This is a genomic window from Ruegeria sp. AD6 (assembly GCF_056542325.1).
On record NZ_JBQFZQ010000014.1, the window covers coordinates 13,126 to 39,175 of the forward strand.

Below are 26,050 nucleotides of genomic sequence, written 5' to 3' on the forward strand. Positions count from 1 at the left end.
GTCAGTCCTCCGGCATCCAGAGAACATCGATGGAATCCCGACCGCCCAGAGTCAGAACCACACGAACAAAGCAATAGAACACGGCAATCGAACAGGAGATCGGAACAATGATGAACACATAAGCCTGAGGCATCCCGAAGGGTTGCCACATGTTTTTCCCAGGCCCTGCGATCCAATCGATGGACAGCCACACCAAAGCCGCGTTCATCACTCCCACGAGGACAAGCCCTGCCACGTAGAAGGCCATTTTGACGTAATAGGGCATCATGTCGATGAAGAATGTGATCGCGATATGCTCGCGCTTCGTAATCGCGACTGCACCGCCCAAGGCCGAGGTGCAAAGAAACGCGATCTTGACCTGTTCGTCGACACCGTAGATCGCCATGTCAAAGGGGCGCATCAGGACTTTGGTGACGACAATCACCAAAAACACCCCAAACAGCACGACCATCAACGCTTCGATAACGCGCGTCAGTACACGGTCAATTGCAGAGAGCGTATCCATAAACCGGTTCCGTTAAGAAGGGAATCCGGGCGCAGAGTAAGAGCGCCCGGAATTGCCGTTTCAGATCAGCCGCAGGACGCCGCTGCAGCACGGGCTGCGTCGATATCATCCATCGTGAAATGACCCGCGTCGATCATCTGTTGATAGACCGGCGCAACGGCTTCCTGGAAACCCGCCAGGGCTTCGGGCGTCAGTTCGTTGATCTCCATGTGCTTGCCGAGTTCGCCGACGATGTTCGTTTCAGCATCGCGATACAGCTTGTCCGACATCGCCATCGCTTCGACCGCAACCTCGTCAAAGGTGGCCTGAAGGTCTTCGGGCAAACCATCATACCACGCCTTGTTGACGATCAAAGGATCGGGGCCTGTCATATGGTTCGACAGCGTCAGATACTTTTGCACTTCGTGAATATTGAAGTCCCAGATATTTTGCGGCGGGTTATGCTGCCCGTCAATCACGCCCTGTTTGAATGCCTGATATGCCTCTGAAAACGGCATGGCGACCGGAACCGACCCGATGGCTGTGCCCGTGGCGATCATCAGATCAGATTGAGGTTCGCGAATGCGCAGACCTTGCAGATCAGCAACCGATGTTATTGGCTGAACGTTGTTGGTGTAGGCCCGGAACCCTTGGCTGATACCGGTGGCAGGGATGTGATATCCGTTCGCCTCGGCACGAGCCTGCACTCCCTTGGTGAAGTCCGAACCGACCAGACATTCCATCTCATCCCAATTCGCGACGAGGAACGGCAACTGGTACAGGTTGAATGCCCCGGACGCGTCGGCAAAGAAACCGCCACGCGTGCCTTGCAGCAAACCGGCCGTCACCTGATCCATCATTTCACGCTCATTACCAAGCGCGGCACCAAAGAAATTCTCGACTTCGATGCGACCGTCCGTACGTTTCTCAAGTTCGGTCTTGAACCAGTCCATGGACTGCGAACGGATTGAGGTTTCCGGCTGCTCATTGCCATATTTAAAGGTGAAGTCCGCTGCCAGTGCTGTACTGGCCGTTATTATTAGGCCGGTAACCCCGGCCAGTAATTTAGCTGTGTAGGTCATGCTATCCTCCCTGAACGGGACTCGATCCCGTTGCATGACGTTGGGATAAGCCCCCTCACAATTCGGTGGCAAGAAAAATTGCATCAAATGACGGCAATGATGGTTTTTGATGTTCTACAAAGATCGTTTGAGGATGCTTTTGATCGGAAATGATGTTAGTAGGGGTCTATGAGCGATGAAGCTATAATAATCCCAAAGAAGGCACGCGTCTCCGAGATTGCGAGGATTGCGGGGGTCGGCACCGCTACGGTTGACCGGGTTTTGAACAACAGATCTAACGTAAAGCCTGAGACCCGCCAGCGTGTTTTGCAGGCCAAGCACGCGATCGAATCCGGCGCTCAATTAGACCAGCCTGCGCGACCCTGGCGGCTGAAGATATTTCTGCCAGAGGAAGCCGGGCCCTCGACAGAATTTCTGGGCGACTGTTTTCAGAATGTTTTCACCAATGGCCGCGCCACCGTCGAGTGTGTGTTTTCCACGAAACTGGAACCATCTGTGTTGGCGCGAAAACTGAGAGCCTGCGCCGGGCAGGGCATTGATGCAGTTGGCTTTCAAGCTTTGGATGACCCGCGGGTGCGCGACGCTGTCGAAGAGCTGCACGGTTTGAATATTCCCTGCATACCTGTCGTTTCCGATCTGATCAGCCCCGTTCTGGGCCAATTTGTCGGGACGGACAATATGGCCGCAGGGCGAACAGCGGCCTACTTTATGGGTCGAATGCTACGGCAATCCGGAACCGTCGGCGTGATTTCCGGTGACCAACTGTATCGCAGTCATTCGGATCGAGAGATGGGGTTTCGGTCGGCCTTGCGAAGGGGTTTCAACCATCTCCGCGTTGTGGGTACCTATATCGGCCACGATGATGTGCAGGAAAATCGCGTAGTGGTGGGCCAGATGCTGGACGAGCATCCTGGGCTGCTGGGCATTTATAACGTTGGCGGTGGCAACGAAGGCATTGTTGCGGCTCTGGCTGATCGCGATTTGACAGGGGAAATCATGCTGATCGGCCACAACCTTACGCCGAAGACGAGAAACTACCTGCTGGACAGATCAATGGATCTTGTCATCCATCAGAATATGCAACGGATCGCTGAACAAGCCGTTCAGACCCTGATCGCGACACTGGAAAACCGGCCCCATCAGGCTGAGGTCGTTCCAGTTGAAGTCATCACCCGTGAAAACATCAACGGCGCCACCTTCGGCTGATGTTCACAGGTTTTCAGATGTGCAGAGATCAAACGGAATAACTCCAACCTGTTCCTGGATTGGTTTTCCGGTCAGACACCGAGACATCATCTGAGTCACGCGATCAGCAACCTGATCCAGCGGGTTGTTAATCACCAAATCGATACTGCCATCGGCAAGCGCGGCTTCGGTAACCGGTGTCCGTTCATGGCAGATGTAGACAATCTCTCGCGATTGCCCCGCCTCGCGCAGCGCTTTCAATGCTCCGGTCACTCCGCCTCCGCAATGATAGACGCCGGAGAGGTCTTTGTTGGCCCGCAGCAATTCTGCTGTCGCTTCATATGCGACTGCCGCGTCATCCAGATAGACCACAGAGTCTCGAAGAGGTTTCTGCGGTGCAAATTCGCGCATGTAGCTTCTGAACCCACTCTCAAGCGCTTCGTGCCCCAGATACCTGTGCGACCCGATAAGGATGCCAACCGCGCCTTCGGTTCGATCAAGACGCGCCATCGCCCAACCTGCCGTCCGCCCCGCTTTTCGACTGTCGATCCCGACATAGGCAGTAATGTGAGGCGAAGACAGCGGCGAGAGCAATGCAATGACAGGGACATCAGCGCTGGCGATCGCACGATTGATCTCCGGGTGATCAATCGCAACCAAGCCTATGGCGTCTACCTTGCCGTGCATTTCGTCAATCGCAGTTGCAAGCTCGGACGGCGACAGACTTTCTACATACCGGACCACAACATTTGCCCGGATACTGCGCAACTGCTCTGCTTTTTGCTGCAACTCGATTGCCAATTCGCGATAAAACCACTTGCTTTCCTTTTGAAGAATAAAGCCCAACCGTTTAGCTGGAGCCATCTCCTCAACTCGGCGCCGCAACAATCCTGCCGAGCGATACCCCAACGCTTCTGCCGCTGAAAGAACCCGCGCAGTTGTCGCCGCAGAAACCGGCGCACGCGCATTCAGAACGCGGTCTACTGTTGCGACGCCTACCCCCGCCTTTTCTGCGACGTCTTTGAGTGTGACACGGGCCATAGCACGCTCCATGATAAAACGTATCATCTATTTTACAGAATATTCTGAGAGAAATGATAGAAAATATCACGACAGGTTTGACGATTCAGGCGCTCCTCGGTTCTGCTCGGCAACAGCAATGTAGAAAAGGAACCTGATGTGCTGCAGGACAATACCATTCCTTGGCGGGATTATTCGCTGACGGGCCGGGACAGCGGTCCAAGCTTTGCACCTAAACAGTGGTATTCTACTCCAGTCCCCCGGAAACGGATGAAGGAACTGATGAAGCGCCGCGATGCTCCGGCCCTGATCGACTACGGGATCTGGCTGGGATTTGTGTTGGCAACCGGTGCTCTGGTCATTCTGACCTGGGGTACGTGGTGGGCAGTGCCGTCTGTCATCCTCTACGGGGTGTTTTATGGATCCTGTGCCGACAGCCGTTGGCATGAATGCTGCCATGGGACTGTATTCAAAACGCCTTGGCTGAACACTGCAGCCTATCAGCTGGCCTCATTTATGTCGCTGAAAAACCCCTATCTTTGGCGGTGGAGCCATACACGCCATCACACGGACACGGTGATCGTCGGAAAAGACCCCGAGATTGCGTTTCCACGGCCTCCGCATCCACTCAACATCTTATGGAACATGCTGCATCTGCAATCTGGCTGGAGTGAATTGAAGAAGATGTTTCGGTTGTCGGCTGGTCGTTTGACCAAAGATCAGAAAACCTTCCTCATCGAAGCCGACCGTTCTAAGGCGTTCTTGGCGTCGCGTGTTCACCTCGCAATCCTCGCAATGACATTTGCTTTGGCAATGGTGCTGCAATCATGGCTGCCCATTGTACTGATCGGCGGTCCCACTTTCTATGGTTCGTGGTTGCATCACCTGTTGGCGTCACTACAGCATGCCGGGCTGGCAGAAGACGTCCCGGATCACCGATTGAACTCGCGAACCGTCTACATGAACCGGTTCTTCCGCTTCGTGTATTCGAACATGAACTACCATGTGGAACATCACATGTATCCAATGGTGCCGTTCTACAATCTCCCGGCCCTGCACGAAGAAATCAAAGGCGATTGCCCACCAGCTTACAAGGGAACACTGACCGCATTTCGCGAAATGCTCCCAGCCATTCTGATCCAGCGGCGCGATCCGTTCTACTTTGTCGACCGCAAGCCGTTGCTGCCCAAGGACGCTAACCCCAGCCCAGAATACACTCGACCAACAGCCATAGCGGCCGAGTGACCCACTCCCCGGAATACAGGAAAGCCTATGACGAACTGGACCCGCGCCTGCGCTTGCGATGACATCGAAACCGAAGATCTAATCCGTTACGACAATGGCGATCGTACCTTTGCCATCTACCGAAGCCCCGAGGACGAATTTTACTGCACAGACGGCCTGTGCACCCATGAAGAAGTGCATCTGGAAGACGGTCTGGTGATCGATCATCTGATCGAATGCCCCATGCACAACGGCCAATTCGATTATCGCACCGGCGAGGCAAAGCGCTCACCGGTCTGTGTGAACCTGAAAACCTACCCAGTTAAGGTCGAAGACGGAGATGTCTTTATCGATATCGGGTGACGTCATGAAACGTATCTACGACTGGGACGCGAAGTTCTCACTTAGAAACTACACCGCTTCCGACCTTCGTGCGCTAAAGGGTATCCGCAAGCTGGTTCAGACGACGGCGAATACAACCGAAGAGGCAGCAGCCGCGAAAGATGCCGGAATTGACTTGATCATGGGCAATGCCCACAACACGTCCACCGTGCGTCAAGGCGCGCCTGAATTGTTCTTCACCGCTGCACTCGGTCTCCCGGACTTTGCAACCGAAAGTGACGTGCTGACCGCCGCGTTTGAGGCCATGAAGGATGGTGCCGACAGCATCTACACGGCAAGAGGACCGCACATCGTTGAACTTTTAGCGCGCGAAGACATCCCCGTGATGTGTCATCTTGGCCTGGTTCCTCGCAAATCCACTTGGCGGGGCGGCCTGCGCGCCGTTGGTAAGACTGCGGAAGAGGCTATCGCGCTTTGGAATGCGTTTCGCACAATGGAAGATGCCGGAGCCTTTTCGGTAGAGGCTGAAGTAATCTGTGACCGAGTAATGGCTGAGATTTCCTCGCGTACGTCGCTGATAACATCGTCGCTCGGTTCGGGTCCCGGCGCAGACATCATCTACCTTTTTCAAAATGACATATGCGGAGAGCAACCTGAAAGCCCGCGCCACGCACGCGCCTTTGGTGATCTCAAATCACTATATGAACAGATAAAACACCAACGCCGAGTTGCACTTACGGCGTTCAGGGAATCTGTTGAAGAGGAGCAATTTCCAAACCCATACGAGTGCGCAACAATCTCGGACGCGGAGTTTGAAAGTTTTATTACACGACTAAAATAATCTATTTGGCTAAGGAAAGTTGCACCCAGAACCACATTTTGAGAACCGGAATTATCACCCAACGATGATCGATGTACGTTGGTCCCCATTCGCGACGGGCAGCAAAGAATTTTGTAATCGCGTACAAGTACCTTTCCCGCCCGACCAGCAGGGCGTTGTCGTCGCAACCCACCAGCAGCTGTCGTTCGAGCAACCGCAGCGAATTCGAACTTTGTCCCGCCCACTTGCCACATGACACTAGAAGTTGAACGTCCGGAATGGGCGGAAAGCAGACCTTCGCTACTCTCGCGAAATAGCCATTCGCATTCTTGGTTAGCGGCCATTCGACAGCGGTTGCATGAATTGACCTATTGGTCCGCTTGAGCACGCCAACAGAAAAAACACCAGACGGTGTCGGCCTAGCGATCTCATCAGGATGTTTGATTGCCGATTTCGCGGCTTTACAACCCGCTTCGCGATTACGGTACAACTCTGTCGCGGCCTGACCAAGAGACTTCAGTGTTTTCGATTAGTGAGTGGCAACCTATTATGGTGTTGTTAAATATGTAAAATCCCTTTGGGCGCAGGGATCCCAACTGCGCTGTGAATATTTATGCTTTCTAAATATACAAATTCTCCTCTCAATCTTCACCGCTATGTTAGCGTTATCGCTTTGAGATTGACGCTTGTTCTCACCGGTTAGCCGGCACCCAGCACAATTTGCGAAGCATTTCGCGTTGTCGGCCCAATTGGCCCGGCAGCCAAGGAACATACACTGGAGGAAATATGTCCCTGATGCAGACCATTACCCGTAGAGCCGCCTTGCTTTCTGTCGCCGCTGTCGCACTGACTGCCGGGACAGCGTATGCAGGCGATGTCAAAATTGGCTTTCTGCTGAAAACCATGCAGGAAGAGCGCTACAAACGTGACCGCGCCGCGTTTACTGCGAAAGCAGAGGAACTGGGCGCCGAAGTTATCTTTGATTCAGCGAACAATGACGAGCTGACTCAGCTGGCTAAGTTTGAAAACATGCTTGCCAAGGGCGCAGACGTCATCGTGTTGCAGCCTGTGAACACCGGTACCGCCGGAAGCATGGTCAGCATGGCAAACAGCGAAGGTGTGCGCGTCGTCGGATATGACTCGATGCTCGTGGACGGGCCGCTGGATGCGATGGTGATGCAAGACAGCTGGGCCGTGGGCCGCCTGCAAGGCGAAGCCATGGTCGAATGGCTGCAGGACAAGAACGGAGAGGTGTCCGGCAAGATCGCCTTGATTCAAGGTCAACCCGGCGACTCCAACGCGATTGCCATGAGCAGCGGTGTGTTGGAGATTGTCGAAGCGAACCCGGGGTTGGAACTGGTGACCAATCAGGCGCATGAAGGTTGGTCATCCGAGAAGGCAATGGCGACTGCGGAAAACACGCTTACTTCAAACAGCAACGGCATCGACGCATTTATCGCCAACAACAGCGGCATGGCCCGTGGTGTTATCGCGGCATTGGAAGCACAGGGTCTGGCGTCATCAGACAAAGTGTTTGTGGCCGGATCTGATGCCGACCTGGCCAATATCCAATATGTTGCGCAAGGCAAGCAAGCCGTTGAAATCTGGAAGCAGATCGATCCTCTGGCTGAAACCGCGGCAGAAGTGGCCGTTGCTCTGGCTGCTGATCCGGACACCGCGCCCGCCGATTTGGTCGAGGTGGACAAGGTTATCAACAACGGTTTCGCCGATGTGCCGACAATCGTGACTCCGATCACGCTTGTGACACAGGACAACATCGATGACACGATCATCGCTGGCGGCTTCTACTCCAAGGAAGAGGTCTACGGGAACTGATCCCAAGGACTGTTTCCTGAAGGAGGGCGTTTCGCCATTTGGCTCCCTATGCGTGTACTCCCCGCGCGCGGCTTCATGGTGCCCTCCTTCCTTAACCCCTCACGGCGAGACTGCCGGTCAGGGTGGGGAATGTCCGAAACACCTTTCTGAATGTGATGGGAAAAAGCATGTCTGAAGTCGTCCTGAAAATGCAGGGTATTATCAAGGATTTTCCCGGAGTTCGCGCCCTGAACAATGTCAATTTCGAAGCCCGCTCGGGCGAGCTTCTGGCGTTGATGGGAGAAAACGGAGCGGGCAAATCCACGTTGATGAAAGTGCTCAGCGGCGTGTGGCCGTATCCGACCTACGAAGGCGATATCTTTCTGCGCGGCGAAAGAGTCCGATTCGCGAATACGAAAGAGGCCGAGGCGGCCGGCATTGGCATCATCTATCAGGAACTCAACCTGATCCCCGGCCTTTCGGTTGCCGAGAACATCTTTCTGGATCGCCAGTTCACCGATGCCAAGGGCAGAATCAACTGGAATCAAACCTTTGCCGAGACTCAGAAATTGCTGACCGAACTGGGCATCAACGACATTCGCCCGACCGATCTGGTGCAGAATATCACCGTGGGCAAACAGCAGATGGTCGAAATTGCAAAGGCGCTGTCGCTCAAGGCAGAGATACTGGTGCTGGACGAACCTACGTCGGCACTGACGGATAAGGAGGTCAAGGATCTCTTCCGTATCATCCGCAAGCTGAAAGCCGACGGCGTCTGCATGTGCTACATCTCGCACAAGATGGAAGAGATCGAGCAGATCGCCGACCGGATTGCGGTTCTGCGCGATGGCCAGACCATCGGTGAAGTCACGCCTATCGCGGATATCACGCTTGATCAGATCATCGCCCGAATGGTCGGGCGCGACATCAAGGATATGTTTCCCAAGGTCGATTTCACACCGGGTGAGGTGACTTTAGAGGTCAACGATCTGTCCGTCACAAACCCCGATCTGCCTGGCAGCTATCTGGTCAAGAACGCCAGCTTCGTTGCCCGCAAAGGCGAGATATTGGGCATCTCCGGGCTAATGGGCGCTGGCCGGACCGAGCTGGTTGGCGGTGTATTCGGTGCCTATCCAAACCAGACCACCGGTGAAGTGAAGCTGAACGGGCAAAAGCTGGACATCAAATCGCCGAAGGACGCCATTGATGCCGGCATCGCGCTGCTGACCGAGGACCGTAAGGCGCTGGGTCTGTTTCTGGACAAATCCATTTCCTTCAACACGACGATTTCCTCGCTTGAGACGATCAGTTCCAAGGTTCTGGGCATTATCAACACCCAGCAGGAGCGCAAAGTCGTTAAGGAATATGTCGACCAGCTTGGAGTCAAAACACCCTCGATCGACACGGTGATTGGCACGCTCAGCGGCGGCAACCAGCAGAAGGTCATTCTGGGTAAGTGGCTGAACTCACGCCCAGATGTGTTCATTCTGGATGAACCTACGCGCGGGATCGATATCGGCGCCAAGGTCGAGATTTACAAGCTGCTGAACGAATTGGTCCAGCAAGGTGTCACGGTCATCATGATCTCATCGGAACTGCCCGAGGTTTTGGGCATGTGCGACCGGATACTGGTGATGTGCGAAGGCGAGATCGTGTCGAACTTTGAACGGGACGACGCGAAGAAAGAAGCAATCATGGCGTATGCCACCGGCAGCGCATAAGGGAGGAAGCAAATGAGTGCTGACAGCAACGTTGCAGGTGTTGGCGTCAATGGCGCCAAGGAAAACCACCTGATAAACTTCATAAAGGACAACGCGACGCTAATTGCGTTGATCGTGCTTGTCGTCGGGCTCAGCTTTGCCGACGACGCGTTTTTCACCGCGAGGAACCTTAGCAACCTGTCCCGTCAGGTTACCATCATCGGGATCATTGCCGTAGGCATGACTATGGTCATTCTGATTGCGGGTATTGACCTATCCGTTGGCTCTGTCGTCGGGTTATCAGCGGTCGTCTGTACGCTCATGATGCAATGGGGCGTGCCGACAATATTGGCGGTGCCTGCAACCCTTTTGATCGTGGGTGTCGGAATAGGTCTGTGGAACGGATTCTGGATAGCCAAGTTCAACATACCCCCATTCATCATAACCCTTGGAATGCTGACCATCGCACGCGGTTTGGCACTGACCCTGACCAACGGCAGTTCTGTACCGGTGACGAGTAATGTGTTTCCATTGATTGGTGGTGCTTATATCCCGCCGATGATGTCCAGTATCGTGCTGATCGTGTGTGCTGCGCTTGCTGTCTATTCGATTTTCCGGGACGTCCAACAAAGCAAAGCTCACGGCGTCGAAGTGAATATGCAAGAGTTGCTGGTCAACGGGGCCGTGATGATTGGTGGTTTTGCTTTGGCCTTCCACGTGTTCACCAGCTACAAGGGGATCCCCGTTCCTGTTGCGATCTTTGCAGTCATTGCGTTTGCCGGGATCTATACGCTGAACAGCACCCGCTTTGGTCGCCGCCTCTATGCGCTTGGCGGAAACGAGGATGCGGCTCGGCTGTCCGGCATCAACGTCGTCCGCACCAAGATGATTGTCTATACGGTCATTTCGGTCCTGTCGGCGCTGGCTGGTATCATCCTGGCCTCACGTCTGAACGGTGCCTCACCCAACCTCGGAACCATGTTCGAACTTGACGCGATCGCGGCCGTTGTTATCGGCGGCACCAGCTTGGCGGGTGGCTCGGGCAAGGTGAGCGGAACCATCATCGGGGCTCTGCTGATCGGCGTCCTGAACAACGGCATGAGCCTGCTTGGTGTGGTCACGTTCTATCAGTTGATCATCAAGGGCCTGATCATCATCCTCGCCGTCTGGTTCGATGTGATGCAGAAAAAATAATGTTGCTGGCCTGCCCCCGGTAACACGCACCAGGGGCAAAGCCAAAATCCCCGAAAACTTGAATGACAGTTGGGAGGTAAGCGATGGTCCAGTCCATTTTAGCAACCTTACGCACAGACGGCCTCAGAGCTTTGGGTTTGGCCGGCCTTCTATCCGCATCGCTACCAATGATCGCGGCAGCGCAGGACAACGCTACAATCGGGTTCCTGCTCAAGACCATGCAGGAAGCCAGATACCAGACTGACAAATCCCTATTCATTGCACGCGCGGAATCCCAAGGCGCAGATGTGATCTTTGATAGCAGCGGCAATGATCCATTGCGTCAGTTGCAGCAGGTTGAGGAAATGCTGGAATCGGGGGTGGACGTTCTGGTCCTGCAACCCGTCAACACTGCAACCGCTGGTGCCCTTGTTGATTTGGCCCACGATCAAGGCGTCAAAGTCGTCGGGTACGACTCGATGCTGCAGGACGGGCCGCTTGACGTCATGGTTATGCAGGACAGTTGGGCTGTCGGGCAGCTTCAGGCCGAAGCGATGGTGGACTGGCTGAATGATACCCGCGGTGAGGTCAAAGGCCGGGTCGCCCTGATCCGCGGTCAGCCTGGTGATGCCAATGCCGAAGCGCTCAGCAGCGGTGTGCTGAAAGTGATTGCCGATCATCCTGGGCTCGAGCTTGTTGCGGATCGCAGCCATGTAGACTGGTCTCCCGATATGGCCAGAGACACTGCCGAGAACCTACTGGTCGAATATGACAACGACATCGATGCGTTCATCGCCAACAACAGCGGGCTTGCCTTTGGGGTTCTGGCAGCATTGTCGGATGAGGATCTGGCATCGGCTGATCAGGTCTTTGTTGCCGGGTCAGATGCTGATCTGAAGAATGTTCAAATGGTGGCCAATGACATACAGGCGCTGGAAATCTGGAAGCAAATCAAGCCCCTGGCCTATGAGGCGGCGGATATTGCCGTGAAAATAGCGCAGTCCCCAGATGCCGAAATCAGCGAACTGATCGGTGAGCATACGCTGATCGACAATGGTTTCGCGGAAATCCCGACGGTTATCACACCTGTTTTCCCAGTGTCAAAAGATACGATCGACAGCACGGTGATCGATGGCGGTTTCTATACCAGCGAACAAATCTATCAGAACTGAAGCTGCTATAGTCACGCATACGAACGTCGGCAAAACAGCGAATACAAACAAGGGACCGAAATGTCTGACAAGATCAACGTCGCAGTCCTTGGCCCGATCCCAAGGGACAATATCACCAGCTATCAGGGTGAGAAATTCAATAAATTTGGCTGCGCAGTCTATACGGCGGTCTGTATGTCCTCGCTGGCCGGTCCGGGTTCGCAGATCAACGTTGTCAGCCATGTGCGCAGGTCGGACGTCGACAATGTTCGCAACTTGCTGTCTGAGTTTCCGTATCTGGATGTCAGCCATGTTACAGGCGACGCCGATCAGGGCGCGGTGATCGATCTGGTCTACGTCGATCAGAACCATCGCAACGAAAAGCAAACGGGTTTCATGAACCCGATCCTGCCCGAAGACATTAAAGACCTGATGGATTGCGACGCGTTCGTTTTCGTTCCAATCACGGATTTCGAGGTTCCGTTGGAAACGATCCGATACATCAAGGCCAACAGCGATGGTCTGGTTGTATTTGATGCGCATGGTCCCACCAGCGGGTGTTCAGCGCATGGAGAACGGTATCATAAGTTCTGGATCGACCGGGATCGCTGGCTTCCGCATATCGACCTTCTGAAGATGAATCTGGAAGAGGCTCAATGCAGTTGGTTCAAAGGGGAATACGGCTCTGACGAGTTGCAGGACATAAGCGAACTCACGATGGACCAGTTGCCCAAGTTCGCGCAACACTGCCTGGATCTGGGCGTCAAGGCGCTCTACGTCACGCTGGATCAACACGGCTGCGCCGTCTACCACAAGGACGCGACTGGCCGGATGCGGGAACATCTGGTCAAGCGGGTGCTTGTCGAGGATGTGGTCGACACCACGGGCTGCGGTGACAGCTTTGCTGGTGGTTTGGCTTTTGGCTACCTCAAGACTGGCGATTTCGTCACAGCCTGCCAGTTCGGAAACTGTGCAGGAGCGCAGCGCTGCTCGAGCAGCGAGCTGGATGTCTACGGATCACTGGAAGAAACCGAACGTCAGATTGCTGAAACCTACGGCGACTGAATTATCCGAAATATCACCCGAATGGAGCCCTGACATGCAGACGATGCTGAGCAGTAGCGACTGGCTGATCGAAGAAACTCAATTCAATCTGGATGAAGCGAACTTCAAGGAAACCATTTTCACGGTCGGCAACGGCTATCAGGGCACGCGTGGGTCTCTGGAAGAGGGCCACAAAGGAGAGCTGTCTGGCACCTATCTGGCCGGTGTTTACGATCACCATGACTCGACGGTGATCGATCAGGTCAATGTGCCGACCTGGTTGCCATTTCGGGTTCGTGTGGAAGGTGAAATTCTGGGCGTCCAGACGTGTAATGTTGTCGAACACAGGCGGGTATTAGATCTGCAGACCGGATTTCTGCATCGCGATACCCTGTTTGAAGATAGCACAGGCCGTCGCACTCGCATCACCAGCATCCGCTTTGCCAGTTTTGCCGATCAGCACATCTGTGGCATTCGCCTGATCGTCACTCCGGAAAACCACTCGTCCGAGATCACTGTCGAAAGCGCCCTTGATGCCCATCGATACAATCTGGATCGATTGCCAGCTTATCAGGGAAACCCGGATTTCCATCCCGAAGTAAAATGGGAAAAATGGGCCAAAAGCCGACACCTGAAGGTCACTCAGTCACATGCAAGCAGTGATGCGTCCTATATCGAAGCTCTGACTCTGGACACTGGCATTTCGATTGGCATGTCGTCTGCCTTGGATTGGCCTTCCTTTAGCGAGTTCAAAGGCGCAAACCTTGATTATGAGCAGGTTTCGCAAACCATTTCTGTCGAGGCGCTCAACGGGCAAAGTCTGACTTTCGAAAAGCTGGTGTCGATTTATACATCGCGAGATCTGAACGGCGCGGAATTGGCAGCCAAATGCGAAGCGTCTCTGGAGACCGCGCATGCCAAAGGGTTCTCCGCATGTCTAAGCGAAAGTGCCGCAGCATGGCGCAAAAAATGGGATTCCTGTGATTGTGTGGTGACGGGTGATCCTGAAGCAACGCGGGCGATGCGCTTCAACATCTATCACTTGCTTATAGCAGCCAACGAAAACGACCCGCGCGCGAACATCGGCGCCAAATCCATGTCTGGGGAAGGCTACAAAGGTCACGTTTTCTGGGATACCGAGATCTTCCTGCTGCCATTCTATATATTCACGCAGCCGGAGACGGCCAAAGCCCTTCTGAAATACCGTTACAATACGTTGAACGGCGCACTTGAGAATGCCCGCATGAATGGGCTTAAGGGCGCGCAGTACGCGTGGGAATCCGCTGATACCGGGGTGGAGACAACGCCAAAATGGACAGCGGACGGCGCGAACCGGATCTGGACCGGAGAAGAAGAGATTCACGTCACCGCATGTGTGGCATATGGCATCCTCAGTTATGTTGCGGCGACCGGAGACAAAGATTTCCTTCGCGATTTCGGGGCCGAGGTTTTGTATCAGACCAGCCGGTTCTGGATCAGTCGACTGGAATGGAACAAAGACATGGACCGGTACGAGCTGACAAACGTTATTGGGCCGGACGAGTTTCACGAGCATGTCGACAACAACACGTTCACCAACCGAATGGCGAAATGGCATCTGGAGCAATCCGCACGTGTTTTCAAAGAGTTCAGCGAGGCCTCGTCAGCGGTTCATGACGAATTGCGGATTCGGTTAGATTTAACAGAAAAGGAAGTGGATAATTGGCTGGAAACGGCCGAAAAAATCTATGTTCCCTTTGACCCGTCCCGCAATCTGATTGAGCAATTTGAAGGATATTTCCAGCTCAAGGACATTCCCATCACCGAATGGGACAAAAACCGTATGCCGGTCTACCCGGAGGGGCATGATCACTTTTCACTGAATGGCTCGATGCTACTCAAGCAACCTGACGTGATCATGTTGAACTATCTCTTGCCCGACGAGTTTTCAGACGAAATCAAAAAGGCGAACTATGCGTTTTATGAGAAACGCACGATGCACAAATCATCGCTCAGCCCGGCCATTCATTCGATCATGGGGATTGAAGTTGGCGACATTTCCTCGGCCCATCACTATTTCGAACGTTCTGCCTTTGTTGATCTAGTCAACAATCAGGGAAACACACAGGACGGGATGCATATCGCATCGGCCGGTGGCACCTGGCAGTCGCTTGTTTGTGGGTTTGGCGGGTTCCGGGTCAAGCACGGCAAGATGACGTTCAAACCCTGGCTGCCCGAGGCATGGTCCGGCATCCGGTTTAATCTGAAGTGGCAGGGGAATGACGTCGAAGTTCTGATTTCTCATGACGAGTGTCGGTTTAAGCTGATTGCTCCGTCCGGCACGAAAGAGGATATCGAGGTGATGGGCCATCCTGTTACTTTGATTGCCGGAGAGGAAGCGGTCTTAGCACCGCAGCCTGCGTGACAACCAAGATTTTTCTCGCAGGAATGGTCAAGGTGTGCCGAGGTGCTATCGTCAGTCTGCAAGAGCCTCAGCAACGCGCGTGTGCAGTTGTTCCGCTGCCGCGTGATCGATGAGCAATTCGTTAACAAGTCCCCGGGTGATCAGTTCGAATACCGTATCGCCTCGTTCCTTCTGAATCGCGACGACCACAACACCACTTTGATCAGGATCGTCAAATGCCCGATCTGCGATGGCTTTGACATGCTCTGTTTTGATCCCGGTCCACAGCCCGTTCAGCTCGTCAATCAGGTCCATCTTGGCCTGTGAAATTTCGGTTCTCGGGATCAAAATACCGCCAAGGTCCCCGACGACCAATTGCCGGAGATCGTCAGCCCTTAACCCGCCAGCCTGAACCAGCTCTTCAAAACTGCCCAGAACCGGAGTGCTTGAAGACCCGACGCTGGAAATCAACATATCCATTTTATCAATCAATGCGTCTGGACCCGAAAACACGCGGTGAAATCCCGGGGTGTCAGAGATGTACTGCCAAATGGAACGGCGCATGGTCTCATCGTAGTGACGGGGTATGTATGCCGGGAAACCAGTGAGCTGAGGGCTATCCTCCGGCTGATCGTTAAATAGCTCATCAAACGTTCCGGCAAGCCGGCTGGCAGAGTATCCATGCTGAGCCAGCGACATCAATTCTGCGCAAACCGCTGCAAACTCAGTCTTTTGCGACTTATCTATGGGCTGCCTTGAGGCTGCAATCCCTTCTGCCAGAGACTTGATTGTTCGACCCCACGCAACGCCGATGACGTTCGATTTCTCGATCAGTTCTATCAATCGTCCGGATGCGGTTCGTCCAAACCTGGTACGGCGCTGTGACAGCGCAGCCTCGGTGTTCCCCGGGCCGCTTTCAAACACCCCAAGCCGAGGCGGTCTAAGCTTGTTCCTGTTGCAATATCGCTTCAGATCAGAATTCAACCCTGAAGGAGCCAGCATTTCGTCCATCTGGGCAATCCACTCGTCTGAGAATTGTTCTTTGACGAAGCGTTGTTCGATGACCAAGTAGTTTTGGCGTTCAGCGTGTTTCAGTAACCGCGATACATGCGGTTGAGACAGGCCACCAAGAATTGCTCCTATCTCTACCTGCGACATGTTGTGCGTTGCGCGCATATAGGCAGCGCACTGGGCGCGTTCTTCAAATGGAAGTTTTTTAACGTCGATCATTTGTTCAATATTGTTCGTTAGCAGGATCCTGACAGCGTGAATAACTATGCCATATAAACATTCACATGCCAGCCGATTGAAGAAAAATCCTTACATGCTACGTGTTTCTTGCACAGGCTCGAACCAGGAGATTCAGCATGCCGATCAAAGGACTGATCTTTGACCTCGATGGTGTTTTGGTCGACACCGTACCGGCGCATTTTGCTGCTTGGAAACGCATGTTCGAAGAATACGGGTATGAGTTTGGAAGGGCGGAATACCGGCGACTTGTCGATGGGCGCCCTCGTTATGACGGCGCGCGCGCGGTCATGACCCGGCATTCGGAGAATGAAGTCAGAACCGCCGCAGACAAAAAAAATGACTATTATGTTGAAATGATCGAGCGAGGCGAATTTCGTGTCTTCGATGCTGCTGTGCACCTCGTAAGACAATGCCAGTCGGAGGGTTACGGGCTGGCGGCCGCTTCCAGCAGCGCCAATGTCCGAGCCGTTCTCGAAAAAGCTGGTTTGTTGGATGCCTTTCCGGTTGTTATCGGAGGCGACGATGTCGAAAAAGGGAAACCCAACCCTGATATATTCCTCACCGCCGCCAGCGGGCTGGGGCTTAATGTGGATGAATGTATCGTGATCGAGGATTCCTCTTCCGGTGTCGAAGCGGCAAAGAATGGTGGTTTCTATTGCGTAGGTCTTCTTCATGAAGATCACGAGAGTGAACTAACGGCTGCGGATTGCGTCATTTCTTCGCTGGCCGAGGTTGACATTGAGCAGATAGACGAATCCAAGTCGGAATTGCCTGTCTAAATACTTTTTTGCGACATAGAACTGGATTTTTTAGGGACAGATAACAGACTTCACCTAAATTTCAGTATCGTGTGCTCAACCTCTCACAACTCCGTGTGCCCGAGTTTGACTATTGGCCGCTTCGGTCAAGCTCCGATGCGGCGCTTGACTCTGCTGGGAAGGCACGGCTGGGACCGTTTACGCGCGTGTGAGGCGTTGGGCTGAAGGTCCAGAAAATCCGCGAACTGTTCGCTCGACCGATACCCTATGTTGTACTGGTAGCGAACGGCAGGTTTGACGGGCTGCACCGCAGCATCGAAGGTGTCCGCTGGACGGCAGGAATGGGCCGCCTGTGAAAGCGACCCAACTGCACTAGATTTCAATGGCTTCGGCAATAGCTAGAGCGTCTTCAAGTTCGACGCCCAGATATCTAACTGTGCTGTCCATCTTTGTATGTCCAAGAAGCAACTGCACGGCGCGCAGGCTGCCAGTCTTCTTGTAGATCTGGGTTACTTTGGTACGACGCATTGAATGCGTTCCGTATGCGCTTGCCTCAAGGCCGATGGATGTGACCCAATCACGGACGATCCGCGCATACTGGCGTGTTGAGATGTGCAGGCGTTCATGGAAGCGGCCAGGCCAAAGATAATCCGAGCCAACCATGAGTTCATCCTCCATCCACCTCTCGACAGAAGTACGCGTGCCCTCGGAAATCTCGAAGCGGACTGGTTTGTGAGTTTTGCTTTGCAGGACGGAGGCGCGCTCTTTGATCTGCCCCGATGCCATCACATCAACGACTTTCATCCTCACAAGATCACAGCCGCGAAGTTTGCTGTCGATTGCCATATTGAACAGCGCGAGGTCGCGATGGTTCTCGGCCAGTTCAAGTCGAACTCGGATCGCCCAGACGTGCTTTGGCTTCAGCGGTCTTTTCTGGTCAACGATACGTCCTTTGTTCCACGCTGGGCGAAGCGCGCGAATGGATGGTAAGTTTGGTGTTTCCATGACTGATCCTCCGATCCGCCATGCCCTCCCAAAGCGACAACCCGACGTTGACGTGGCACCATATCAGAGGATTGCTGCGCTGCCTCAGGGTTCTGCAGAGAGCCCAACGCTGACTTTGAAGGTAAACCATCGACGAATGCCAAACCTGTGATAGTGTCGCAGCAGCTTGGCGGGCGGAGGGTATCATGCCGAAATCTCACTGCAACGGGGCGAGCATTCACTACGAAGATACGGGCGGCGATGGCGATCCAATCGTCTTCTCGCATGGCCTTTTATTCAGCGGTGCCATGTTTGAGGCGCAAGTCGCCCATCTCAGGAAACACTTCAGGTGCATCACTTTCGATCACAGGGGTCAGGGTCAAAGCGGCGTCACAAAAGGTGGGTACGACATGGAGACCTTGACCGAAGATGCTGCCGCATTGATCAAAGCTCTCGACGCTGCGCCTTGTCACTTTGTCGGTCTGAGCATGGGCGGGTTTGTCGGCATGAGATTGGCGGCCCAAAGACCGGAGTTGCTGAAGTCGTTGACACTCCTTGAAACAAGCGCTGAGCCGGAAGATCCGAAGAACGCACCGAAATATAAGATTTTGAATATCATTGCGCGTTGGATTGGCTTGTGGGCCGCAATCGGACAGGTGATGCCGATCATGTTTGGGCGGACCTTCCTCACTGACCCTGGTCGCGCGGACGAACGTCGACGCTGGTCAATGGCCATCACGAGCAACCACCGGATCGGTATCACGCGCGCGGTCAACGGGGTGATCGACAGGGCGGGTTGCGTCGATCTTCTTGGCGACATCCGCGTACCCGTGGGCATCGGCGCTGGCGATAAGGATGTCGCGACCACTCCGGAAAAATCCGAGCGAATGCACCGCAACATCGATGAGTCCGAACTCGTCCTGTTCAAGGGAGCTGGTCATTCCTCGTCGATCGAGACACCCGATCAAGTGATAGAACTGATCGAACGCACAATCCAGAGAGCAGGAAAGACAAGGGCACCGGCTGATGTGCCAGCCGCACTTTGACCAGCGTCTGCTTCGTCGGCGTCTGTGAGTTCTAAACCCTCTCGATCATGCGGTGGCAGCGAGTGTCCGGTCTGGTGAAGCTGCGGCGCAGAAATTGACTACATCGGCAATGGCAGGACTGGGCCGGGTCACGGCAGAGAACCATCGGCCAATTTCAGCATTGACGTATGGATCCGTTCCGCTCTGACATCAATGAAAGCGCGGAAATCTCCCGCCGCCAGATCGTCGTAAGACACGAGGTGACTCTCCAAGCGATGGCGCACTTGATCTTCGGTCGCGTTGGCGTCGTGGGCACGTTCCTCAAGATACTGTTTGGGCGATTTCGCTGCGATCTTCCTGTTCGTCTTCCAGGAGATCAGAGAGCAATTCAGCGCAGAATTGACTTCATAATCCGAAAACGCGTCCTGAATGAGCGCGCGGGGATATACATGGTGGTATTCGCGGAAGCGTACATTTTCTGCCGTTGCCTTCGCCCCATCGGCAAAGTCGTACCCACCGCCGTAAAGCGAAACGGCCATGATGGCACGGCCGAGGCGGTCCTTCCGGCTTGGCCAGCCGCCTCGAATTAGCTCCGCCGGTTGCGGTAAGGGATTCTGCGCGTCGTCAAACAGATCAGCTTGAATTTCGGTGGTGGGATCTGTGATCTGGCTGAGAATGGCTTTGTAATCCGCAAATGCCCGCGTAGTGGCTGTCTTGAGGTACCTGTCGGTAAAGCTCGCGCGCCAAATTGCTTTGCGGATCAAAGTGCGCGCGCGGCCTTCCTGATCGACGCCATCCATCGGAACGTTGGCCCAGAGTGCGGACGTCAAATAGACGATGACTTCAGTCGGCAAGAGCTTCTCATAGAAAATCGCTTCATCGCGCAGAAACGCAACACCACGTTTCATCCCCAGCACAACTTTATCCCAGACGTCCGCCAGCTCACTGCCGAATTTTGGATCAAGGTAGGTGCGTTTGAGCGGCGGTTTGCCGTTCAGCAATGCACCGATTGCGAGAGCCGTATCTTCAATCTTACCGTAGTCCACTGCCGCCGGGACTTGTTCATGGAGTTCATCAATCATGTCGTGCAGCGAGTTGCCGACCGCGCCTTCGAGCTGGGCCACGACAATGTCGAAGTCTTTCAACGGCGAAGCCGATGTGTTCATTTTGATAAAGACATCAAGCGCGGTCTCTTGCTCCGTCGTGACAGGCAGCGACAAAAACGGGATGGGGTAAGAGGCCAGTCGCTGCCGCAACCGCATGATTGCCTTGTCAGTGGATTTGGAAGTGTCTGCGCGCTCAGTCCATTCGTCCATGGCCTGTTCGCCTTTCGATCCAGGGCATAAGATGGAAACTGGGAAAAGCTGACGTTCAAGGCATTCCACGGGATTATCCGCCCAAAGCGGCATACGCTTACCGGTCTTGTTCAGGTAGCGCTTCACAATCTCGACTTCGGGTTGCTCCTCATTCTCGAGCGACACGAAAACCGTGAATTCGTCATAGTTATCGGTCAGTGAACGCCACACCGCTGTCATCCGCTGCTGGCCGTCGAGCAAATTCATCTGAGGCATGCCTTTAGGCTCGGGTGCGCCAGAGATTGGCCGAGAATGAAACAACTCATTGTCGCCAATTTCGAGGGTTAGCAGAGCGCCAATCGGCAAGGAAGGCACCCGCAGCATATTTTCAAGAACGCCTTCAATCTGATTTGGGCGCCAAGCCTCAAAACGCTGAAACCTTGGAAGTGTCAGCAATCCTTCTCGGATCATTGCAAACCAGTCTTCAACGCTTTTTGTACGGGCTTCCATCACAACACCTAATTGAAAAATCCTCTTGTTCCACAACTTACTCTTGAGAAAGCTAAACGCAATCGAACAATTTGGGCACGGATCGCTTTGGACAGTAACGAGCGTGATTATTCGCGGCAACGACGTGCGTGGGTGCTGCCTGGTTCGTGTGCTCAAAAGAACGCTCGCAATGCGCTGTGGGGTCGTTTCACTTGGGCGGCTCGGGCAGCTTCCAAATGCAAACATCGACGCGCCGGTGATCAGTGTCTGCTTTGGTGAAACTGCGCCGCAGCGACGGCACATACATCGGATGTCTCCTTTGGGCCGCCCTTGTCTCTTTCTAGGTGTTTGAGATCGTTCCGATGCCGCGCCGCCTATGAGGTCCGCTCGGAGCCCAAAGTGACAAATGCTGCAGCTTGTACCGATGTCCGCTTCCACTTTAGCGCTAGGGGTCGGTCCTCAAAGTCTCTTGCTTTGCAACATACAAAGCACTTCTCGATAAGACCTATGCAAAAAGTGGATCTCTGATCGGGGATTTTGGCTATGCCAGCGGCAAATCGAGTCGGTTCCTGGTTGCTACACAGGTCAACTATCGCGCTAGCATGAATTTGAGATGTTTCTACAGCCCTAATGACGGGCTAAGCATGGCTAAAATATTTCTGGTTCTGCCGAAAACACCTAGCGAATGTACTAATTTCGAGTGGCGTCCGTGCGCCTACAGTCCTGGTCTGATGTAATTCAGGATCGAATTCATCCTGACAATTACTTTGCGGATCACGTGCGTTGCCGCTGCTGAATCAGTGTACATCGCCGCCAAACCGGCTGCGCCCGGAGGAATCGATGCTAGTACATCAGGGTCGTCCGGAATAATGGTAACGATGAAGGGCTCGCTTACGATCTCCCCAGCCTGAAAGACAGTTCCGCTGACTTGAGCTTGTCCCTGTGAAGAAATATCGAAGATCGTATCCACCGTGCCGGTTACCAGCTCTCCCGGTCTGATCTTGAAGGCAATTTCAGCAGGTTGACCTGGCCGAAGATGGCGGAGGTAGATCTGATGTACCTGAACGACCAAGGCTTTTTCAGCAGTGTCAACGAACACTCCCGCGGGCGAAAACGGGAACGATACCACTCTTTGACCTTCTGTGATGGCAAGGTTGTTCACAAAGCCTTCCGAAGGAGCACGGACAATTGTCTCTTGCAGATTCCACTGCGCCTGATCAAGCGCCGCTTGCGCCTCCGCAAGCTTAGCGACAACGCCATCCGGTGTGAGGGCATCGAGTTCGACCTGTGCCCGAGACACGGCCGCCTGTGCTTGATCAACTGAGCCTTGTGCCGCTTCGAGATTGGATTGACGGGTTTCAAGCCGATTTTCCGAAATAGCCCCGCTTTCGACAAGCCTACTATCATCCTCAAAGCGTGATTGAGCCAAGTCTCTTTGCGCAATTGCCTGACGCAATTGCGCCTCGGCGGACGCAAGGTTCTCACGGTCCTGCCGAATTTGTGCCTCGACACGTGAAACAGTTGCTTGCGCTCGTTCAACCGCAATTTCGAAGGGTTCCGGATCAATACGGAACAACACGTCACCCTCTTGCATCGGAACATTCGGTTCTGCCACGACCTCGACAACCTCGCCAGCAACGTTAGGCACGATTGAAACTGCTCTGGTTAGAACCTTGACCGGCCCGGAGGGTGCACCCCACTGCATGGGAATGAAAAGGAAGATGAGCAGGATAACCATCCACCCAATGGTGGAAAGCCACGTCGCCTTGGAGTTTGGAAGAACCTTGAGTTTTACAAGAATGAAAAGGACAGCAACATATATGAGGGTCAGGAAGACAATCATGACGCGCCTTTCGACCGAGCACTGGTTTCAGCTTCGGTTGCTGAATTCGTTATTGTTTGCAGCGGCGACTTTGTGAATGCCCAAATCAATGCAAGCGGCCAAAATATGCCAAAAGTAATCGCTCCCACCCAGCCAGCGACATTGATCGCATCTGCTTGGGGATGCTCGCGTTGCTTCGCGATTTTCCCCGGTAACATTGCCAGGATCACAAATCCTACGATGGCTGTGAGGATCAGTATGACAAGCACGACCCACGCAAAAATGTCCAAGCCGCTCACTCTAAATGCCTCCCTGTATTAGCTGTGCCCACCGAGCTATGTTGGTCTAATTCGCCGGAACAATTTCCGGAACACGGTAGGCTCGAAATTCTTCGACATCCGGTCGATATGCCCGAAGCAGCAGGTTCCAACCGTCTTCGGGTGTGAAGGCGAAGTTGGGAGCAAGTGCGCGACAGTCCTCGCCACCGAATGCAACGTCAAACGAGCCGTCGTCGTTGCTGACAACGCCCTGGTTTGAGCTGACGATGCTATCCGTGTCCGACATCAAGTATTTCTGCGGCCCATATACCGTGATGGAAAAGAATGCATCGACTGGCACTTTCGGGAAAGTTGCAGTGTAGCAAGCGCCTCCCACAGCGTTTTCAGGACCACCGATAGCGTACATTGCGTTTTCGTCCGCTGACAAACCCCAGGCGCCTGCCGTCACATAGGTGAAATACTCCCAGTCCTCAACATCGGCGACCCGCTTCTGCATCGCACCGAACGATGAAGGCAGCTTGGAATACTCAGCCAGCAGGGCGGCGCGCACCCTTTCAAGCACCTCCGCGTCAAAGCTCGGCAGATCATTCTCTGGTGCGGCGCCAGAGATTACATATTGTGGCTGAAGTTCTTCTGTCACAACACGCACATCATCTGCCGTAGCATCCGTTCCGGTCCGAATGCCAACGGCAACGAAATCGGTCTCGAAATCCTCGGACGAAAACGTGTATTGGCCGTCCCCGTACAGGTAGAACGGCGTCATGTGGTCTTCCGTAATGATCTGGATCGATAGAAACCGGTCGCCCACATCTGGCACATCCAGCGTAAACCCCTGTCGCGCGTTAACGATTGCAATCGAATAGATCGTGTCGTTATTTGGCGAAACGACCCAGCGGTCGTCGGCGGTAGACAGGTTCGTGAAGTGAAAGAATTGGTTTATGCCAGAGCGGCCCATGAAGTTCGCGAAAAACGCCCGGCTATCTGCGTTGATGTATTCGGCGGCGCTCATCCCGTAATCGTTCGGATCTGTGGACCAGCCGGAACTGTCTATGTCCGGGATATCCGCTAGCACCGTCGGTACGATCAGAGTGCTGCACAACAAGGCGGCTGTAATCTTGTGGAACTTGCTGGATGCGCTTTTCATTTTGTTTCAACCTCGACTGTCAAGTCAGCGCCGGGAACGGGAACATAGGCGCGAAGGACGCCATAAAATGGCGTTCCGGTCGGAATGCCGTTCTGCCCCTCGCCGGACGGGCTGAGCGTTACGGTATAGGTGCCGTCTTCATTCGGCTCGGCTGTATAGCTGGTTTGATCATAGATGCCCTTGTCGTTGGGGATCAGCAGTTTGTTGGCGGACGCATAGACCGTAACGGAGAAATAGCCGCCTTCTTCGACGATGTTTGCAGGGACTGTCAGAACGTAGGTGTCTTCACCGTTGAACGGCTGGCTGTTTTCGTCAAACGCAAGCAGGCCGTACCTCACCACGTTGGACGGCGTGCCAAGCTGTCCTTGGAACACGCCGACCGCAGCGTGAATCTCGCCCACATCGCCTGAAACCGACCCGAATATCTTGTCGGTATCTACAAGCGGCACCGCTGTTTCGATGAGCGTCAGTGCCGCCGCCTCGGTTTCAGGCGAAAATCGCTGCACGTCGCGGTCCATGTCACCCTGGCCGCCTTCCATCACAATCTCGCTGCTCAGCGCCATGACCTCGTCAAGATTGTCGACGACGACCATGCGGCTAAAGGCAAGCCCTTGGTCGGTTTCGAGAGCCAATTTGTGGAAGTTGCCCTCGGGCAGGGATTGCCCGGGTCGGTACAGCAGGATCGGCAAATCCGGGTTCACGATGACGCCCGGTATGTTGTGCTTCATGTCGAAAATCGACACCGAGAAGTAGCGGTCGTATTGCGGCGTGTGGATGATCGCCGGGCCTTCGGACAGGCTGAACCAGTTATAGCCGTAATTTACCGTCGCCTGGGGCGTGATCACCGTGTCATCGGTGGGATCGACGAGTCCCGTGAACTGAAAGCTGCCCGGCTCGTTGGTTTCGAGCCAGCGCTGCATCATGCGCACCTGTTCCTGGTTGGGATACTCGCGGATATAGTTTTCGATGGTGTCCTGAGCAAATGCAGGAACAGCAAAGAACGGCAGAAACAATATCAGATTGCACAGCTTGCGTATCAACATGTCGTTTCGTACCTTCTTGATCCAGTGATTTCGAGTTTATCACCTTGAACGTAACACTGAGCCAATCTAGGTCAAACTTCTGGGGATTGGGTGCTGTTGTGACGCACAATTCATACGGGAGTTGTATGTCCGTAGAAAACGGATGAGTTTGACGTGGCCCAAAACCCTTCAAGAATGAGCCTTTGTCTCACCAAGTTTCGGCACCATTGTTGATCATATACCGCCGCCTTCGACTGGCTTCCCCAAAAGCGGTCGTTGGCAAACTTGCGGCGAATGGCCGTTTCGTCCGCATTTCGCAAGTTCAGGCAGCATTTGACACTGCGCTCGCAGCGAACGGCAGGTGCGACGGGCTGCGCCGCAGCATCGAGACTATGGGCGAAGGTCTCTTATGGGCCGGTTCCGGCGTCGCATTTTCTTGACCCACGACTGATGCTTCATGTCATGGGGCATTGGGCCCACAAGTTTGGGACCTCAATTAGTTGTGCCATGTCCCATAAATTGATGTGGATTCCTCAAAGCGTTTTTTGTCGTACATCCG

At 54.0% G+C, this 26,050-nt stretch carries 22 protein-coding genes and 1 pseudogene; 13 read left to right on the plus strand and 10 right to left on the minus strand.

What is annotated here, in order from left to right; all coding sequences use genetic code 11:
• Position 1: 1 nt before the first annotated feature.
• Entirely contained in the window at positions 2 to 505 is a 504-nt protein-coding gene (locus tag ACR0KJ_RS18215; RefSeq protein WP_170410378.1) for a TRAP transporter small permease, read from the minus strand.
• A gap of 65 nt (positions 506 to 570) precedes the next feature.
• Entirely contained in the window at positions 571 to 1,566 is a 996-nt protein-coding gene (locus ACR0KJ_RS18220) for a TRAP transporter substrate-binding protein (protein ID WP_170714119.1), read from the minus strand.
• 168 nt (positions 1,567 to 1,734) lie between these two features.
• Between ACR0KJ_RS18220 and ACR0KJ_RS18225 the strand changes: the two are divergent.
• Both ACR0KJ_RS18225 and ACR0KJ_RS18230 read left to right on the plus strand, forming a co-directional pair.
• Positions 1,735 to 1,869: pseudogene (locus ACR0KJ_RS18225) on the plus strand (LacI family DNA-binding transcriptional regulator); the annotation flags it as partial.
• Positions 1,870 to 2,061: 192 nt separating this feature from the next.
• Positions 2,062 to 2,772 carry a substrate-binding domain-containing protein gene (locus ACR0KJ_RS18230; protein ID WP_480627356.1) on the plus strand — a complete coding sequence of 237 codons (711 nt, stop codon included), beginning with the start codon at positions 2,062 to 2,064 and terminating at the stop codon, positions 2,770 to 2,772.
• Positions 2,773 to 2,775: 3 nt separating this feature from the next.
• Here the strand turns inward: ACR0KJ_RS18230 and ACR0KJ_RS18235 are convergent, their stop codons facing one another.
• Positions 2,776 to 3,792: a LacI family DNA-binding transcriptional regulator gene (locus tag ACR0KJ_RS18235; RefSeq protein WP_170624814.1), complete on the minus strand. Its 1,017-nt coding sequence runs from the start codon at positions 3,790 to 3,792 to the stop codon at positions 2,776 to 2,778.
• 138 nt (positions 3,793 to 3,930) lie between these two features.
• On the opposite strand from ACR0KJ_RS18235, the gene ACR0KJ_RS18240 reads away from it, so the two are divergent.
• The 9 genes from ACR0KJ_RS18240 (at position 3,931) to ACR0KJ_RS18280 (ending at position 15,444) form a co-directional block, all read left to right on the plus strand.
• Complete coding sequence (locus tag ACR0KJ_RS18240; RefSeq protein WP_170456764.1) at positions 3,931 to 5,016, plus strand: fatty acid desaturase; 1,086 nt, start codon at positions 3,931 to 3,933, stop codon at positions 5,014 to 5,016.
• 27 nt (positions 5,017 to 5,043) lie between these two features.
• Positions 5,044 to 5,358: a MocE family 2Fe-2S type ferredoxin gene (locus ACR0KJ_RS18245; RefSeq protein ID WP_170410362.1), complete on the plus strand. Its 315-nt coding sequence runs from the start codon at positions 5,044 to 5,046 to the stop codon at positions 5,356 to 5,358.
• A 4-nt stretch (positions 5,359 to 5,362) separates the two neighbouring features.
• On the plus strand, positions 5,363 to 6,178 hold the full coding sequence (locus ACR0KJ_RS18250) for a 3-methyl-2-oxobutanoate hydroxymethyltransferase (protein ID WP_170456766.1): 816 nt from the start codon (positions 5,363 to 5,365) through the stop codon (positions 6,176 to 6,178).
• Between the two features lie 765 nt (positions 6,179 to 6,943).
• Complete coding sequence (locus ACR0KJ_RS18255) at positions 6,944 to 7,993, plus strand: sugar ABC transporter substrate-binding protein (protein WP_480627353.1); 1,050 nt, start codon at positions 6,944 to 6,946, stop codon at positions 7,991 to 7,993.
• Positions 7,994 to 8,160: 167 nt separating this feature from the next.
• Positions 8,161 to 9,693, plus strand: coding sequence for a sugar ABC transporter ATP-binding protein (locus tag ACR0KJ_RS18260; protein ID WP_170451118.1), 1,533 nt, complete (start codon positions 8,161 to 8,163; stop codon positions 9,691 to 9,693).
• Positions 9,694 to 9,705: 12 nt separating this feature from the next.
• Complete coding sequence (locus ACR0KJ_RS18265) at positions 9,706 to 10,866, plus strand: sugar ABC transporter permease (RefSeq protein ID WP_217354249.1); 1,161 nt, start codon at positions 9,706 to 9,708, stop codon at positions 10,864 to 10,866.
• A 167-nt stretch (positions 10,867 to 11,033) separates the two neighbouring features.
• The gene (locus tag ACR0KJ_RS18270) at positions 11,034 to 12,017 is read left to right on the plus strand and encodes a substrate-binding domain-containing protein (protein ID WP_480627354.1); all 984 of its coding nucleotides are present in this window, start codon (positions 11,034 to 11,036) and stop codon (positions 12,015 to 12,017) included.
• 60 nt (positions 12,018 to 12,077) lie between these two features.
• Positions 12,078 to 13,061, plus strand: coding sequence for a carbohydrate kinase family protein (locus ACR0KJ_RS18275; RefSeq protein WP_170451114.1), 984 nt, complete (start codon positions 12,078 to 12,080; stop codon positions 13,059 to 13,061).
• A 34-nt stretch (positions 13,062 to 13,095) separates the two neighbouring features.
• Positions 13,096 to 15,444 carry a glycosyl hydrolase family 65 domain-containing protein gene (locus tag ACR0KJ_RS18280; protein ID WP_170451112.1) on the plus strand — a complete coding sequence of 783 codons (2,349 nt, stop codon included), beginning with the start codon at positions 13,096 to 13,098 and terminating at the stop codon, positions 15,442 to 15,444.
• Positions 15,445 to 15,495: 51 nt separating this feature from the next.
• Here ACR0KJ_RS18280 and ACR0KJ_RS18285 read toward each other — a convergent pair whose 3' ends face one another.
• Positions 15,496 to 16,653, minus strand: a complete 1,158-nt coding sequence (locus ACR0KJ_RS18285) for a sugar-binding transcriptional regulator (protein WP_170451110.1) — start codon at positions 16,651 to 16,653, stop codon at positions 15,496 to 15,498.
• Between the two features lie 137 nt (positions 16,654 to 16,790).
• Here ACR0KJ_RS18285 and ACR0KJ_RS18290 point away from each other — a divergent pair, with 137 nt between their 5' ends.
• The gene (locus ACR0KJ_RS18290) at positions 16,791 to 17,453 is read left to right on the plus strand and encodes a beta-phosphoglucomutase family hydrolase (RefSeq protein ID WP_170451108.1); all 663 of its coding nucleotides are present in this window, start codon (positions 16,791 to 16,793) and stop codon (positions 17,451 to 17,453) included.
• 351 nt (positions 17,454 to 17,804) lie between these two features.
• Here the strand turns inward: ACR0KJ_RS18290 and ACR0KJ_RS18295 are convergent, their stop codons facing one another.
• Positions 17,805 to 18,437, minus strand: a complete 633-nt coding sequence (locus ACR0KJ_RS18295; protein ID WP_170521945.1) for a tyrosine-type recombinase/integrase — start codon at positions 18,435 to 18,437, stop codon at positions 17,805 to 17,807.
• Between the two features lie 185 nt (positions 18,438 to 18,622).
• On the opposite strand from ACR0KJ_RS18295, the gene ACR0KJ_RS18300 reads away from it, so the two are divergent.
• On the plus strand, positions 18,623 to 19,462 hold the full coding sequence (locus tag ACR0KJ_RS18300; RefSeq protein WP_170452289.1) for an alpha/beta fold hydrolase: 840 nt from the start codon (positions 18,623 to 18,625) through the stop codon (positions 19,460 to 19,462).
• Positions 19,463 to 19,590: 128 nt separating this feature from the next.
• Here ACR0KJ_RS18300 and ACR0KJ_RS18305 read toward each other — a convergent pair whose 3' ends face one another.
• The 5 genes from ACR0KJ_RS18305 to ACR0KJ_RS18325 all read right to left on the minus strand — a co-directional run bounded on the left by ACR0KJ_RS18305 (position 19,591) and on the right by ACR0KJ_RS18325 (position 25,512).
• Complete coding sequence (locus tag ACR0KJ_RS18305; RefSeq protein ID WP_170667897.1) at positions 19,591 to 21,246, minus strand: DUF262 domain-containing protein; 1,656 nt, start codon at positions 21,244 to 21,246, stop codon at positions 19,591 to 19,593.
• A 694-nt stretch (positions 21,247 to 21,940) separates the two neighbouring features.
• The gene (locus ACR0KJ_RS18310; protein WP_170452290.1) at positions 21,941 to 23,068 is read right to left on the minus strand and encodes an HlyD family secretion protein; all 1,128 of its coding nucleotides are present in this window, start codon (positions 23,066 to 23,068) and stop codon (positions 21,941 to 21,943) included.
• Positions 23,065 to 23,346: a DUF3302 domain-containing protein gene (locus ACR0KJ_RS18315; protein WP_170452293.1), complete on the minus strand. Its 282-nt coding sequence runs from the start codon at positions 23,344 to 23,346 to the stop codon at positions 23,065 to 23,067. Before ACR0KJ_RS18315 ends, ACR0KJ_RS18310 begins: the two co-directional genes overlap by 4 nt.
• 46 nt (positions 23,347 to 23,392) lie before the next feature.
• Entirely contained in the window at positions 23,393 to 24,334 is a 942-nt protein-coding gene (locus ACR0KJ_RS18320) for a DUF1254 domain-containing protein (protein ID WP_480627355.1), read from the minus strand.
• A 131-nt stretch (positions 24,335 to 24,465) separates the two neighbouring features.
• A complete protein-coding gene (locus tag ACR0KJ_RS18325) occupies positions 24,466 to 25,512 on the minus strand; it encodes a DUF1214 domain-containing protein (protein ID WP_170452297.1) in 1,047 nt (348 codons plus the stop codon).
• Positions 25,513 to 26,050 lie beyond the last annotated feature (538 nt).

Coding starts and splice junctions, on each gene's coding strand:
- ACR0KJ_RS18215 (WP_170410378.1), bottom strand. CDS start 505: ATGGATACGCTCTCTGCAATTGACCGTGTACTGACGCGCGTTATCGAA.
- ACR0KJ_RS18220 (WP_170714119.1), bottom strand. CDS start 1,566: ATGACCTACACAGCTAAATTACTGGCCGGGGTTACCGGCCTAATAATA.
- ACR0KJ_RS18235 (WP_170624814.1), bottom strand. CDS start 3,792: ATGGCCCGTGTCACACTCAAAGACGTCGCAGAAAAGGCGGGGGTAGGC.
- ACR0KJ_RS18245 (WP_170410362.1), top strand. CDS start 5,044: ATGACGAACTGGACCCGCGCCTGCGCTTGCGATGACATCGAAACCGAA.
- ACR0KJ_RS18250 (WP_170456766.1), top strand. CDS start 5,363: ATGAAACGTATCTACGACTGGGACGCGAAGTTCTCACTTAGAAACTAC.
- ACR0KJ_RS18255 (WP_480627353.1), top strand. CDS start 6,944: ATGTCCCTGATGCAGACCATTACCCGTAGAGCCGCCTTGCTTTCTGTC.
- ACR0KJ_RS18260 (WP_170451118.1), top strand. CDS start 8,161: ATGTCTGAAGTCGTCCTGAAAATGCAGGGTATTATCAAGGATTTTCCC.
- ACR0KJ_RS18265 (WP_217354249.1), top strand. CDS start 9,706: ATGAGTGCTGACAGCAACGTTGCAGGTGTTGGCGTCAATGGCGCCAAG.
- ACR0KJ_RS18270 (WP_480627354.1), top strand. CDS start 11,034: ATGATCGCGGCAGCGCAGGACAACGCTACAATCGGGTTCCTGCTCAAG.
- ACR0KJ_RS18275 (WP_170451114.1), top strand. CDS start 12,078: ATGTCTGACAAGATCAACGTCGCAGTCCTTGGCCCGATCCCAAGGGAC.
- ACR0KJ_RS18280 (WP_170451112.1), top strand. CDS start 13,096: ATGCAGACGATGCTGAGCAGTAGCGACTGGCTGATCGAAGAAACTCAA.
- ACR0KJ_RS18285 (WP_170451110.1), bottom strand. CDS start 16,653: ATGATCGACGTTAAAAAACTTCCATTTGAAGAACGCGCCCAGTGCGCT.
- ACR0KJ_RS18290 (WP_170451108.1), top strand. CDS start 16,791: ATGCCGATCAAAGGACTGATCTTTGACCTCGATGGTGTTTTGGTCGAC.
- ACR0KJ_RS18295 (WP_170521945.1), bottom strand. CDS start 18,437: ATGGAAACACCAAACTTACCATCCATTCGCGCGCTTCGCCCAGCGTGG.
- ACR0KJ_RS18300 (WP_170452289.1), top strand. CDS start 18,623: ATGCCGAAATCTCACTGCAACGGGGCGAGCATTCACTACGAAGATACG.
- ACR0KJ_RS18305 (WP_170667897.1), bottom strand. CDS start 21,246: ATGGAAGCCCGTACAAAAAGCGTTGAAGACTGGTTTGCAATGATCCGA.
- ACR0KJ_RS18310 (WP_170452290.1), bottom strand. CDS start 23,068: ATGATTGTCTTCCTGACCCTCATATATGTTGCTGTCCTTTTCATTCTT.
- ACR0KJ_RS18320 (WP_480627355.1), bottom strand. CDS start 24,334: ATGAGCGCCGCCGAATACATCAACGCAGATAGCCGGGCGTTTTTCGCG.
- ACR0KJ_RS18325 (WP_170452297.1), bottom strand. CDS start 25,512: ATGTTGATACGCAAGCTGTGCAATCTGATATTGTTTCTGCCGTTCTTT.